The sequence below is a fragment of the Ahniella affigens genome, assembly GCF_003015185.1.
GTDB lineage: Bacteria > Pseudomonadota > Gammaproteobacteria > Xanthomonadales > Ahniellaceae > Ahniella > Ahniella affigens.
Window position 1 is genome coordinate 4326435 of the sequence record NZ_CP027860.1, and the last position, 12515, is coordinate 4338949.

General features: G+C 62.0%; 11 protein-coding genes. 8 read left to right on the forward strand and 3 right to left on the reverse strand.

Annotated features, from left to right (window positions below):
- The 6 genes from C7S18_RS16690 (at position 1) to C7S18_RS16715 (ending at position 6265) form a co-directional block, all read left to right on the forward strand.
- Positions 1-1509, forward strand: a complete 1509-nt coding sequence (locus C7S18_RS16690; RefSeq protein WP_106892641.1) for a Ppx/GppA phosphatase family protein — start codon at positions 1-3, stop codon at positions 1507-1509.
- Between the two features lie 84 nt (positions 1510-1593).
- Positions 1594-2454, forward strand: coding sequence for a bifunctional methylenetetrahydrofolate dehydrogenase/methenyltetrahydrofolate cyclohydrolase FolD (folD, locus tag C7S18_RS16695; protein WP_106892642.1), 861 nt, complete (start codon positions 1594-1596; stop codon positions 2452-2454).
- Between the two features lie 287 nt (positions 2455-2741).
- Positions 2742-3464: a TRAP transporter TatT component family protein gene (locus C7S18_RS16700; RefSeq protein ID WP_240624054.1), complete on the forward strand. Its 723-nt coding sequence runs from the start codon at positions 2742-2744 to the stop codon at positions 3462-3464.
- Positions 3464-4468, forward strand: a complete 1005-nt coding sequence (dctP, locus tag C7S18_RS16705; protein ID WP_106892644.1) for a TRAP transporter substrate-binding protein DctP — start codon at positions 3464-3466, stop codon at positions 4466-4468. The genes C7S18_RS16700 and dctP overlap by 1 nt, the downstream gene beginning before the upstream one ends.
- A gap of 31 nt (positions 4469-4499) precedes the next feature.
- Positions 4500-4982: a TRAP transporter small permease gene (locus C7S18_RS16710; RefSeq protein ID WP_106892645.1), complete on the forward strand. Its 483-nt coding sequence runs from the start codon at positions 4500-4502 to the stop codon at positions 4980-4982.
- Positions 4979-6265, forward strand: coding sequence for a TRAP transporter large permease (locus C7S18_RS16715; RefSeq protein ID WP_106892646.1), 1287 nt, complete (start codon positions 4979-4981; stop codon positions 6263-6265). The genes C7S18_RS16710 and C7S18_RS16715 overlap by 4 nt, the downstream gene beginning before the upstream one ends.
- On the opposite strand, the gene C7S18_RS16720 is transcribed toward C7S18_RS16715, so the two are convergent.
- On the reverse strand, positions 6246-7163 hold the full coding sequence (locus tag C7S18_RS16720) for a DUF2785 domain-containing protein (protein ID WP_106892647.1): 918 nt from the start codon (positions 7161-7163) through the stop codon (positions 6246-6248). The genes C7S18_RS16715 and C7S18_RS16720 overlap by 20 nt on opposite strands.
- A gap of 241 nt (positions 7164-7404) precedes the next feature.
- Here C7S18_RS16720 and C7S18_RS16725 point away from each other — a divergent pair, with 241 nt between their 5' ends.
- Positions 7405-9441: a M3 family metallopeptidase gene (locus C7S18_RS16725; protein WP_106892648.1), complete on the forward strand. Its 2037-nt coding sequence runs from the start codon at positions 7405-7407 to the stop codon at positions 9439-9441.
- Positions 9442-9507: 66 nt separating this feature from the next.
- Here C7S18_RS16725 and C7S18_RS16730 read toward each other — a convergent pair whose 3' ends face one another.
- Together C7S18_RS16730 and C7S18_RS16735 are read right to left on the reverse strand one after the other, a co-directional pair.
- Positions 9508-10140: a DUF937 domain-containing protein gene (locus C7S18_RS16730; protein ID WP_106892649.1), complete on the reverse strand. Its 633-nt coding sequence runs from the start codon at positions 10138-10140 to the stop codon at positions 9508-9510.
- A gap of 157 nt (positions 10141-10297) precedes the next feature.
- Positions 10298-11545 (reverse strand): multifunctional CCA addition/repair protein, encoded by a 1248-nt coding sequence (locus tag C7S18_RS16735; RefSeq protein WP_106892650.1) that lies wholly within the window; start codon positions 11543-11545, stop codon positions 10298-10300.
- Between the two features lie 104 nt (positions 11546-11649).
- On the opposite strand from C7S18_RS16735, the gene C7S18_RS16740 reads away from it, so the two are divergent.
- Positions 11650-12510 carry a DUF3034 family protein gene (locus C7S18_RS16740; protein WP_106892651.1) on the forward strand — a complete coding sequence of 287 codons (861 nt, stop codon included), beginning with the start codon at positions 11650-11652 and terminating at the stop codon, positions 12508-12510.
- The last annotated feature ends 5 nt before the right edge of the window (positions 12511-12515 follow it).

Consider the following 12515-nt stretch of genomic DNA (forward strand, 5'->3'; position numbering starts at 1 on the left):
ATGAGCGCGATTCAGGAAGGCGATGAACTGGCAGCAGTGGATCTGGGCTCCAACAGCTTCCACATGGTGGTGGCACGATATGAGCACCAGCAACTGCGGGTCATCGATCGCCTGCGCGAATCCGTGCGCCTTGCAGCCGGCCTGAGCGAGGACGGGTCGTTGTCAGCCGAGAAGCGGCGCATGGCGCTGGGCTGTCTGGCCAAATTCGGCCAACGGATTGCACATCTGCCTGACGACCGCGTGTGGGCGGTGGGCACCAATACCGTACGTCGACTGAAGAACCCGCGCGCGTTCCTGATCGCCGCCGAAACCGCGCTTGGCCATCCCATCGAAATTGTCTCGGGTCGAGAAGAAGCGCGCCTGATCTATCTCGGTGCCGCCCATGGCATTGCGGACAAAGGCAAGCAGCGGCTCGTCATCGACATCGGGGGTGGTTCAACGGAATTCATCATCGGGCTCGCGTTTCAGACGCTGGAGCGCGAAAGCCTGCAGATGGGCTGTGTCGCCACGACCAAGGCCTGCTTCCCCGATGGCAAGATCACGCCAAAGCGCTATGACGATTTCAAGCGCGGCATCGTGCTTGAGATGCAGCAGTTCGTCGCCGAGTACAAAGCGCGCGGGTGGGTCGACACTTATGGCTGCTCCGGCACCATCAAGGCCATCGCGCAAGTGGCGCATGAACTCGGCTTTACGCAAGGCATTCTGACGCCCGCCTCGATGGCTGAGGTCCGTGAGGCGCTTCTGAAATCCAAATCGATCGACACCCTGCGCCTGCCGGGATTGAATGACGAACGTCGACCGGTGTTCCCGGGCGGGTTCCTCGTGCTCGACGCGGTATTCGAGGGCTTGAAACTCAAGTCGATGAACATCTGCGAAACCGCCATGCGTGAGGGCCTGCTCTACGACATGCTGGGCCGCGCCGAGCATCGTGACCCGCGCATGGATACGGTCGACGCCATGTGCCTGCGCTATGGCGTGGATCGCAATCACGTCGCCCGCGTCGAGGCGACGGCGCTGCGCATGTTCGATGCCGTTGCCAAAGACTGGGGGCTGGACGAGACACATCGGGAGTGGCTGACATTCGCCGCCCGCGTGCATGAAATCGGGCTGGCCGTGGCCCATAGCCAGCACCACCACCATGCCGAGTACCTGCTGGAAAACTCCGACATGGCAGGCTTTACCAAACGCGAGCAGGAGATTCTGGCGATTCTGGTGCGTTCGCACCGCCGTGGCTTGCCGGTCAATCGCTTGCGTGCGCTGAGCCTTCGCTATGCAAAATCGGTCGAACGCCTCGTCGCGATTCTGCGATTGGCAGCGCTGCTGCATCGCTCGCGCATCGATGTGCGTCTGCCAAAACTCGAACTCCAGGCCATGGATCGCGGGCTTCGGCTCGGCATTCCGGGCAAGTGGCTGAGCGCGCACCCGTTGACGATGACCGACTTGGAGCAGGAGCTCGACCACTTACGGGAGATCGACTTCACACTCGTGGTGGTGGGCGAAGGCAGCTGAATAGGCCGGACCGGTCCCGTCGCCGTTTCTGCCCCAATTCTTGCCATCTTGCTGCGATAATGTCGGGCTTTCCGGAACTGCCCCATGACCGCGCGAATTCTTGACGGCAAACGCATTGCCGATGAAATCCTGGATGAACTCGCCCAGCGAGTCCGCGCCCGACGCAAGGCAGGCCTGCCGCGGCCTGGGCTGGCGGTGGTACTGGTGGGTGATGACCCAGCCTCCAGCGTGTATGTCCGCAACAAGCGCCGAGCCTGTCAGCACGTTGGGTTCCATACGCTGGATTTCGACCTGCCGGCGACCGTCAGCGGCACCGAGCTCTACGCGCTGATCGACCGCCTGAACAGAGACCCAGCAGTGCACGGGATCCTCATTCAGTTGCCACTGCCGGCGCACATAGACGCGACCGACCTGATTCAACGGATTCGCCCGGACAAGGATGTGGACGGCTTCCACGCGGAAAACGTTGGCCGCCTGGCGTTACGGCAGCCCGGATTGCGACCATGCACCCCAAAAGGCGTGATGACCTTGCTGGCCCACACCGATAAACCGGTGCGCGGTCGCCACGCCGTGGTGGTGGGTGTCTCGAATCACGTGGGCCGTCCGTTGGGCCTGGAACTGCTGCTGGCCGGGGCGACCGTCACATCCTGCCATCGCTTTACCCAGGACTTGGCCGGCTTCGTTGGCATGGCGGACCTCCTGATCGTCGCGGTGGGCAAGCCCGGGCTGGTCAAAGGCCATTGGGTCAAACCCGGCGCAGTCGTCATCGACGTCGGCATCAACCGACTGGAAGACGGCAGCCTGACCGGCGATGTCGAGTTCGGACCAGCGGCCGAACGCGCGTCCTGGATCACGCCCGTGCCCGGCGGGGTCGGGCCCATGACGGTGGCCACCCTGATGCAAAACACGCTGGAAGCGGCAGAACGCACTGCTGGCGGCTTGTAAAACAGACACTTAGCTGTGCACGTCGCATTCGTTCAGTTTTCGTCCCGGCCACGGTCGCTAAGCTGAAGCCGCAGCCCCGCGCCTTCGGGCACAATAGCTGCAATATTCACATCGGATGATGGCGGTCTGGTGCAAGCGATGATGGGAATGGGATGAGACGGATTTCACCACTGCTGGCGGCAGGTCTGGCGCTTCTGCTCGCCTCCTGCGCCTCAATAACCGAAAAGGCCGGTAGCAAACTGGCTGACAGTCTTTCCGATGGCATCAGCAATGCCAAGGACCCGGAAATGGTCCGGAGCGGGCTGCCCGCGTACGTCCTGCTGATCGACGGTTTCATTCGGGGCGAACCTGATAGCGCGACGATGCTGCTGGCCGGCGCCCGGCTATACAGCGCCTACGCGGGCGGATTCGTCAGCGATGCCGACCGCGGCCGCATGCTCGCCGATATTGGGCTGGACTACGCGCGACGGGGCCTGTGCGCCGACCACGGCGATTTCTGCGTGGCGCTCAACGGCAGCGATTTTGACGCGTTCCAAACCGAACTCGGCGCGTTCGATGCCGACGATATCGGCCCGCTCTACACGCTGGCATCGAGCTACGCGGCCTGGGTACAGGCCGACACCAGCGACTTCGCCCGGATCGCCGAGCTGCCGCGCATCGAAGCGCTGCTGAAGCGCGTGGCCGAACTCGATCGCGGCTATGACCACGGCAATGCCCTCGCCTACCTGGGCGTGATGAACTGCCTGCGGCCCGAATCGCTGGGCGGCAAGCCGGAAACAGGAAAGGCGCTGCTGCAAGAAGCCTTCACGATCTCCGGTCAAAAAAACCAGATGAGCAAGGTGCTGGAAGCCCAGTTTTGCGCGCGATTGCTATTTGATCAGGAACTTCACGACGGTCTGCTGAATCAAGTGCTGGCAGCCGACCCCGTGGCCGACGACCTGACGTTGAGCAACGTGCTGGCCCAGGACCGCGCCAAACAACTTATGGAATCAGGCAAGGACTATTTCTGATGAAGCGAATTCTGATGGCCGGGCTGTTGGCCCTGGCGCCAGTTCTGGCATCTGCTGCCACCGTATTCAAGATCGCGACCGTCGCCCCCGATGGCACGACTTGGATGAAGGAAATGCGCGAGGCCGCCGCGAACGTCAAGGCGCAGACCGAAGGACGGGTCGAGGTGAAATACTTCCCGGGCGGCGTCATGGGCAACGATGTCGCGGTGCTGCGCAAGATGAAGCTTGGCCAACTGCAAGGTGGCGCGTTCACTGGCGGCGAGATTTCGCAGGTGCAAGGCGATATCCAGATTTACAGTCTGCCGTTCTTGTTCGACGACTTGAATGAAATCGCCTACGTCCGGAAGACGATGGACGCCGAGGTCAAACAGCGTCTGGCCGCAAAAGGCATCGTGCCGCTCGGCATCGCCGGCGGTGGGTTTGCCTACCTGATGAGCACCAAACCGCTGCGCAATCAGCATGATTTACGTGCCAGCAAGGTGTGGGTCCCGCAGAACGACAAGATCGCCCAGGTGGCATTCGAGCAAAGTCAGGTCAACCCGATTCCGCTGCCACTGGGCGATGTTTACACGTCGCTGCAGACCGGGCTTCTGGAAACAGTTGGCACCACCACCAGCGGTGCGATCATCTTCCAGTGGCACACGAAGGTGAAATACGCGTTTGATCTGCCACTCACTTATGTGCTCGGCGTGTTCGCAGTCGACAAGCGCCCCTACGACAAATTGAGCCCCGCGGACCGTACCGTGGTCGATCGCGAATTCGCCCAGGCGTTTCAAGATATCGAACTGGCCGCCGCCAAGGACAACGAAAACGCGTGGCAAACCTTGGTGAAGAACGGCGTCAGTTTTGTCAAACCGGATGCGACGGAACACCAGGCTTGGATCGATGTCGGAGTCCGGACCCGCGATGCGATGGTCGCGAACGGCGGCATCTCCAAGGATCTGCTCGACAAGATTCTGGCGCTGAAGGCCGAATATCAGTCGCAACAGGCCGCGAAGCCATGACGGATCGCGGCGCAGCGACCCAATCGCCACGATGATTCAACGGGTCCTGAAAATTCTGGAGCAGATCGAAAACACCGCGATGGCGGTGCTTGCGCTGGTGCTGATCTTTGCGGCCGCAGCGCAAGTAGTGCTGCGGCTGTTTGACGTCGGTGTCGTGTGGCTCGACCCGGTGCTGCGTGCGTTGGTCATGTGGATCGCGATGCTCGGCGCCCTGGCTGCCACCCGACACGATAAACACATCAATCTGGATGCACTCACGCGCCTGCTGTCGGGTTGGTCATTGCGGGCAGCGCGCCTGCTGACCTTGCTGTTTGCGGCAGCGATCTGCGTAGTGCTGGCCAACGCCTCGTATGGCCTGGTGCAGCTTGATCGGGAAAGTATGACGCCTCTGGTCAATGACATCCCCGCCTGGTGGGTCGAGGTGATCCTGCCCGTCGGCTTTGGCCTGATGGCCCTGCGCTTTGCGCTGCGCGCGTTTGTGCTGCCTGCCCCGTCGCAGCCGGAGGCGACATGATCTGGCTGGCAATCCTCGCCATCATCGCGCTCGCCGCTTTTGGCGCCCCGCTGTTTGCGCTGATTGCGGCCGTGGCGTTGATTGGCTTGCAGTTGTCGGACTACGAAAGCACAGTGCTCGCAGTGGAGTTCAATCGCCTGGCGGAAAGCCCCGTCCTGATTGCGATTCCGCTCTTCACCATCGCCGGCTATGTCCTCAGCGAAAGCGGCGCGCCGAAGCGCCTGGTGCGCTTGACCGAAGCGATGTTCGGCTGGCTGCATGGCGGTCTCGCAATCGTCGCGATTCTGGCCTGCGCGATGTTCACGGCGTTCACCGGCGCATCGGGCGTCACCATTTTGGCCATTGGTGCGTTGATTTATCCGGCATTGCGCCAAGCGCAATACAGCGAGCGATTCTCGCTTGGGCTGGTGACCACTTCCGGCAGCCTGGGCTTGTTGTTTTTCCCGGCAGTGCCGTTGATTCTGTATGGCATCGTCGCGCAATCGCTCGGCACGTCACCGAGTGCCGGCGTCGAAGACATGATCAAGGCGGGGGCGCTCCCTGGCCTGCTGATGGTCAGCGCACTCGCCGCCTACAGCATGTATGCCGCACCGAAGCGCGCCCATGACGTCCCATTCTCGGCGGCTGAACTCCGGGCCGCACTCTGGGATGCGCGTTACGAATTGCCATTGCCGTTCATCGTGCTCGGCGGTGTGTTCTTGGGCACCTTTGCCGCGTCCGAAGCGGCCGCGATCACCGCTGCTTACGTACTCATCATCACGGTGGTGATCCGCCGCGAAATTCCACTGCAGCGGCTGCCGGCAGTGCTGCGCGAAGCCATGGAACTGGTCGGCGCCATTCTGCTGATTCTCGGCGTGTCACTGGGCTTGACCTATGTGCTGATTGATGCGGGCGTCCCGGAGCAGATCTTCGGCTTCGTCAACACGCACATTGGCAACAAATGGGCGTTTCTCCTGCTGCTGAATGGATTTCTGATCATTCTCGGCATGTTGCTCGATATTTTCTCGGCGACGGTGATCATGGTCCCCATCCTGGTGCCGATCGCCATCTCGTACGGCATTCATCCGGTCCATCTCGGCATCATTTTTCTGGCCAACATGCAGCTCGGTTATTTCACGCCGCCAGTGGGCATGAATCTGTTCATCGCCAGTTTTCGCTTCAAGACGCCCGTGTTGGTGCTGACCCGTGCCTGCGTACCGTTTTTCTTCGTGCTGCTGGCCTGCGTGCTGTTGATCACCTATTGGCCAGGTCTGTCGCTCTGGTTCATACCGCCGTCGCCTTGAGCAAGCGGGCGATGACGTCTACGTACGCCTGTTTGGCTGGCAACTGCGACGCCCGCACGCCTTCGTCGAGCTCATAGAGAAATTGCCGCAGATTGTGCCGCTCGTTCAAACCGGTGCGGCTGCCGAAGACGTCCGACCAGTTGGGTACGGTCTCCGGGTGATCAAATTGCGCCAGTGCCGTGACCCACGAATCGGCCGTCAGCTCATTCCGATGCATCAGCATCAACACCGCCCGAGCCAAACGCTCGCTTTCGCCGTCGATATAGGCGTATTGGCCGTGTGCTCCCACTTGGCCCAGCAACGCGTCCTGGAAGCCACGTAACGCGGGCGCCTTGACCCGGTCATTCAGGCCGAGTTGCATGACCCAATCCGCCGCATGCGCCACACCGTGGCGCCAGCCGATCGACTCGGAGAAACCGCGATAGTCCCGACATTGGCGAAGGTACGCGGTCGCGTCCGCGACCAGCCGCTGTCTGAGCGCCGGCTCAAAATGCGGTTTGATTCGATCCGTGCGCGCGAGTTCGGACAACACCAATGCGGCAAATGGCCGGCGGACGCCAGCTGGATCGGGAGTCGTATCCGCGAGATCGTCCAGCAGCTGCACGGTCCACCGCGCCACGTGCTCGTCGGCAAACACGCCACTGCGCAGCCACGTCGCATAGGCTTCGTACGCGACCTGGTCGCGCAGCACCGGATCGGGGTCTTTGAGGCAGGCCAGCAGCGCGTCGCCCAAGCGCACCCGCTCTGCGGGGTCTGACACGGCAAACTGGTTGGCTCGGAGCGTCAAAAGGCGCGCCTTGTCCCAATCAGCTGGCGGACACGCCGCTGCCGACGCGGCACCGGCACAACACCATGCGGCGCACAGCAGCGCATTTAGCGCTGAAAGACGAATCAACATCGGCAACCTCCCTGACAATTTGCCGTATTTTGGCCACCTGATTCTGCCGACGGCATCGGATCCACACCATCGATGCGCGTTCAATGATCCCGTCGGCTCAAGCCACAAGCATGACAGTACCGGGGTTTGCTTGAATTGGTGGTTCTGACATCCATTTCAGCCTTGGCCGCCTGCCGGGCTTCCGGCATGCTTGGCCACTTTCTTGGCACCACTCCCTTCGCTGGACGGAATAAGCGTACGCATGAGCCTGACCCTGAACTGGCATCTCCCGGATTTTTCCCGAATTGATATCGCGCGCATCGTCCCAGAGCTCGAAGCGCGGCTCGCCGACAATCGTGCCCGCATTGACGCGCTGAGCGCTCAGACTGCCCCTGACTTCGACGCGTTGATGGGTGCTTGGGAGGATATCGAGGAACAGAGCGGTCGCTGGTTTCAACCGATCTCGCATTTGCACAATGTGCGCGATCAGCCGGAACTTCGCGAGGCCTATGGTGAAGCCATCGAGCTGTTGACCGACTACGGCACCTGGGTTGGCCAGCATGCTGGCTTGTGCGCCAAGGTCAAGGCATTGCAAGCCAGCCCCGACTTTCCGGGCTTGAACGCTGCGGCGCAAAAGCTTGTTGCCGATGCGTTGCGCGACTTCCGGCTCAGTGGCGTCGATCTGCCACCGGATCAGCGCGAACGCTACAAGACCATCGCGAATCAGCTGGCGCGCCTCAGTACCGAGTTTGAGCAAGCCGTGTTGGACGCGACGGAAGCTTGGTCGCTGGATGTCCCCGAAGGCGACACGCGTCTACTCGGCCTGCCACCATCGGCCTTGGCGCAATTCAAGGACGCGGCCGAACAGGCCGGCGTCACGGGCTATCGGATCAGCCTGAAGGCGCCGAGCTATTTGGCGGTGTTGACTTATGCCGAGGACCGCGGCCTGCGCGAAACGCTTTATGCCGCCTATCAAACTCGGGCGTCGGATCAAGGCCCGAACGCCGGTACGTTCGACAATACAGCGCGCATCCACGAGGTCATGCGCTTACGTCAGGAATCGGCCCAACTGTTGGGATTTGAGACATCCGCACACGAATCACTCGCCGGTAAAATGGCGGTGAACCCGGCCCAAGTGCTGGCGTTTTTGCAGACGCTTGCCGAGGACGCCCGACCGCAGGCACAACGTGATCTGGACGAGCTGAATCAGTTTGCCCGAGAGCACTTGAATCTAGAGTCACTGGCACCCTGGGACATCGCGTTTGTCTCGGAAAAGCTGAAGCAGGCCAAGCACCAGATTAGCGACGAGGACTTGAAGCCCTATTTCCCGGTCGACCCAGTCCTGGCTGGGATGTTTGGATTGGTCGAGCGGCTGTTCGGGATTCGGATTCGCGAACGGCAGGGCGTGGATCGATGGCATCCGGATGTGCGCTTCTTCGAGTTGGTGGATGCCCATGACGACGCCTTTGCCGGGTTCTACCTGGACTTGTTCGCGCGCACCGGCAAACGCGGGGGCGCATGGATGGATGTGTGCACGAGCCGGCGTTTGGACGGCACCTTGGTACAGGTTCCCGTCGCGTTCCTGACCTGCAATGCACCGCCGCCGACCCGCGAACTCCCCAGTCTGCTGACCCACGATGACGTCGTCACACTGTTCCACGAATTCGGGCATGGCCTGCACCATATGCTGACCGAGGTCGGATACCCGAGTCTGGCCGGCATTGAGGGCGTCGAATGGGACGCCGTGGAGCTTCCGAGCCAGTTTTTGGAAAACTTCGCGTGGGACCCGAACGTGCTGCGCGCATTGGGCCGGCACTGGGAGCATGGCGATGCGTTGCCGGAGGATCTGATTCAGAAACTGCTGGCCACGCGGCACGACCAAGCCGGTATGTTCCTGGTTCGCCAACTGGAATTCGCGCTGTTCGATTTCCGACTGCATCTGGAGTACCAGCCGGGCCTCGACCTGCAGGCGTTGATCCAGTCCATTCGCAACCAAGTCGCCGTGGTGCAGCCGCCCGCCTGGCAGCGCTTTGCGCACAGTTTCACGCACATTTTCAGCGGCGGCTATGCCGCGGGCTATTACAGCTACCTGTGGGCCCAAGTGCTGTCGGCTGACGCCTTTGAGCAATTTCGCGCGGTCGGCGGAATTGATCCCGCACTTGGCCGACGGTTTCGTGAAGCCGTTCTGGCAGTCGGCGGTTCGCGACCAGCGGCCGAAAGTGTCCGCGCCTTTCTCGGCCGCGACCCCGACCCCAAGGCGCTGCTCAGAAGCTACGGCATCGCGACGCGCGCGCACTGACCCTATCGGCGCGCGCCCTGAGGAAGCCGGCGCCTGACTCGGGTTCCTCCGCGCCAAGATCGCGCGTCAGCGATTGCCGCCAAACAGGCCGCCCAGCACCTGGCCTGCCATCGGAGCGAGATCGGCAAAGTCGACGTCGCCGTCGCCATCACGATCCAGTACGGCCCCCAGCAAGCCACCGCCGCCGGGCTGGCTTTGCGCCTGTGGCCGCGCCCCGCCAATCAAGCCCAGCAGATCACCTAGGCCACCAGACGACAGCCCTTTCTGCTGCTGCGTCTTACCAATTTGCGCCATGACGATGGGCGCGAGAATCTTCAACAACTGCGCGGCGCTACCCTGATCCAGACCACTGCTGCGACCCAGCCCGACCGCCGCGCGATCCTGACGGGCGCCGAACACATGCTTGAGGATGGACTCACCTTGGCTCGCAACCGGATTGGCTGCCTGACCGCCACCGAGCAGGCCGCCCAGCAGACCACCAATGTCGACATTGGCATGGTCGCGCGCCACCGCGCGGTGCAGGGCCTCGGCACCGTTGGGCTCCGCAGCGTTCCGACCCATCGCACCCAGAATCAGCGGCAACGCCTGCTGCACGGCACCTTGCGTCTGCGCCGGACTGGCGCCGATCTGCCGGCCAATCTGCTGCATCGCGTTGTCATCGAGAATCCCCATCAAACCCTGCAAGATTTCTGCTGCCATGATCCAAGCCTCCGCTGATTGTTGAGCGCCCACTTTGCCACAGCGGGGGGCTGGCCGCGCGCCGGACTTTGCGAACCTTTTCAAGCGCGCGATTCAGCCGGTGTCAGGTTCCGAAAATGGACTGCAGTCGATTTGCGTCACCTCGGGAAATGCGTTGTCACGCTTGCAAACGATGAGATCGCATCGTTTCGGCAATTCGCCGCAGGCGCTCATCGCGAACCGCGGTCGCAATCTGCTCGCCTTGCAGGCCGCGCTCGACAAATGGCCGGGCTTGCACTGCGGCGGCTGCGGTGAACGTTGCGAGCATGGGTGCCGCACTCGGGTAGTCGGCATCGGGCATATTGGCCCGGCCGGCCTTGTCCGCATGGCAGGCGAGCAGCAAGTCGGGCAGCAGCTTCGGGCGGCGGAACAAGTCCAGTCGTTCGAACAGGTCGAGGATCGAACCCGCACGCAGCTCACCGAATCGATGCACATTCAAATGATCGACGCAGACGTGCTCGGCCAGCCGGGCGAGCTCGGTCGGCACCTTGAATCGGGCGTTGAATGCCTGCACCAAAGGGCGACCGTTCTGCTCGTGATACAGGTGCTTCGGCAGCACGTCGGCGGGTGTCACGGCCTTACCCAGATCATGCAGTAGCACCGCGAATGCGACGCCGACGTTGCCGGGGGCCAGGCGTGCCGCAGCGTCGAGCGCCAGTGCCAAGTGCACGCCGGTATCGTATTCCGGATGAAACTCAATGCGCTGCGGCACCTGATACAACGCGTCGAGTTCGGGAAAGATCACCCGCAATGCGCCAGACGCGCGCAGTACCTGGAGAAACGCGCTCGGCCTCGGTTCAACCAGCGCGCGCAGCAATTCCGCCAGCACGCGCTCGGGCACCAGGTGCGCCACTTCGCCAGCACGAACCATCTCCTGCATCAACGCGAGGGTTTCGGGCGCAACCCGGAAGCCCAGCGGGGCATAGCGCGCGGCAAACCGGGCGACGCGCAGCACGCGGACCGGATCTTCGACAAAGGCCTCCGATACGTGCCGCAGCCAACGATCGGCCAAATCCCGCTGCCCGTCGTAGGGGTCGATCAGCGTGCCGTCTTCGGCTTCGGCGATGGCATTGATCGTCAGATCGCGCCGGCGCAGGTCATCTTCCAGGGTCACGTCCGGGTCACTGCTGATCACAAACCCGCGATAGCCTGGAGCCGATTTTCGCTCCGTCCTGGCGAGCGCGTGCTCTTCTTTGGAGTCCGGATGCAGGAAGACCGGGAAGTCTTTGCCGACCGGTAGAAAGCCCTGAGTCAGCATATCGTCGACCCGGGCACCAACGACCACCCAGTCGCGATCTTTGACCGGCCGGTTCAGCAGGCGATCGCGTACGGCACCGCCCACAAGAAAGCGTTGAAAGGAGCTCACCTGATTTTCCTTAACACTTCACACATATTCCACATTACCTTGACGTCTGTCGACGTCTCATCGAACGTTCTATCCTTGCCAAACCGATCCGCCTCCGAGCGACCATGGTCATCCGACTGCGCACTGTAACCCATTCCCTATTGGCCTTGAGCTTCTGCTGGTCCGGTCTCGCTGGCGCGGCCGAACTTGGCCGGATCAACGCGACCGGCGGATTGCTCAACCTGGAGGGCAGTGGCGGCGGCGGTTTGTTGCCTTGGTCCACGATGGCCGGCCTGAGTACGGATCCCGGCGTGGATTGGCTCGCCGGCTCCGCTTTTGTCCAGCTGGACGATTATTCGGTGCACACCGTGTCAGTTGCGGGCTCTTGGAACGACCGCGCCGAATGGAGCCTGGCGCATTCCCGATTGCGCATCGATACCCACCCGGGCAGCCTGGCCGTCGACCAGACACTCATTGGTGGCAAGTGGCGTCTTGCCGGCGATCTGATCTATGGCAAGGTGCCGCAAATCAGCATTGGTGTGCAGGCCCGCTGGCTCCAGGACGACGCGCTCGCTTTGGCCCTCGGCGCTGATGATGATTTCGGCATCGACTTCTATGTTGGCGCGTCCCGCTTGATTCTGGATGGGCCATTTCATCGTAACTGGTTGATCGCGGGCAACGTGCGCGCCACGCGCGCCAATGAACTCGGCTTCCTGGGTTTTGGCGGCGACGAGTCCAATGACTATGCGCTGGCCGGTGAAGTTTCGACCGCGTTGTTCTTGAATCCCAACTGGGCGGTCGGCGCTGAGTTCCGGCACAAGCCCGATCATCTGCACGCAATCAACGAAAGCAATTGGTATGACGCCTTCGTGGCCTGGTTCCCGAACAAGCAAGTCAATGTCGCTGTCGCATACGCAAACGCCGGGACAATTGCCGGGCAGGACCATCAGGATGGCTTTTATGTGTCGGTCAATGTCAATCTCTAAGGTAT